The sequence below is a fragment of the Curtobacterium sp. 22159 genome (assembly GCF_052045775.1).
Classification (GTDB): domain Bacteria; phylum Actinomycetota; class Actinomycetes; order Actinomycetales; family Microbacteriaceae; genus Curtobacterium.
In genome coordinates, this window is sequence record NZ_JBQEPN010000024.1 from 1 (window position 1) to 546 (window position 546).

Annotated in this window: 1 protein-coding gene; it reads left to right on the forward strand. The window is 66.1% G+C overall.

Annotation, left to right across the window (positions count from 1 at the left end; genetic code table 11):
* Positions 1-546: cytochrome ubiquinol oxidase subunit I (locus ACTJKO_RS17415; protein ID WP_440690632.1), on the forward strand; the 546-nt coding region annotated here is incomplete at both ends.

The window sequence follows — 546 nt, forward strand, 5'->3', positions numbered from 1 at the left end:
GCAGGAGTTCCAGTTCGGCATGAACTGGTCGAACTACTCCCGGTTCGTCGGTGACGTCTTCGGTGCGCCGCTCGCGCTCGAGGGCATCCTCGCGTTCTTCTTCGAGGCGGCGTTCATCGGCGTGTGGATCTTCGGGTGGGATCGTCTGCCGAAGGGGCTGCACCTCGCCAGCATCTGGTGCGTGAGCGCGGGCACGATCATGTCGGCGTACTTCATCATCGCCGCCAACGCCTTCATGCAGCACCCGGTCGGGTTCGCCATGAACGAGGCGAAGGGGCGCGCGGAGCTCACGGACATCTGGGCGGTGCTGGGCAACAAGGTCGCCCTCGCCGCGTTCCCGCACACGCTGTTCGCCTGCTTCATGGTGGCCGCGGCCGTGATCATCTCGGTCGCCGCGTACCACCTGGCGCGCAACCAGAACCTCGAGACCATGATGCCGGCGCTGAAGTTCGGCATGTGGACCATGCTCGCCGCCGGAGCGCTCACGGTCCTCACCGGCGACCAGCTCGGCCTCACCATGGTCGACACGCAGCCGATGAAGATGGC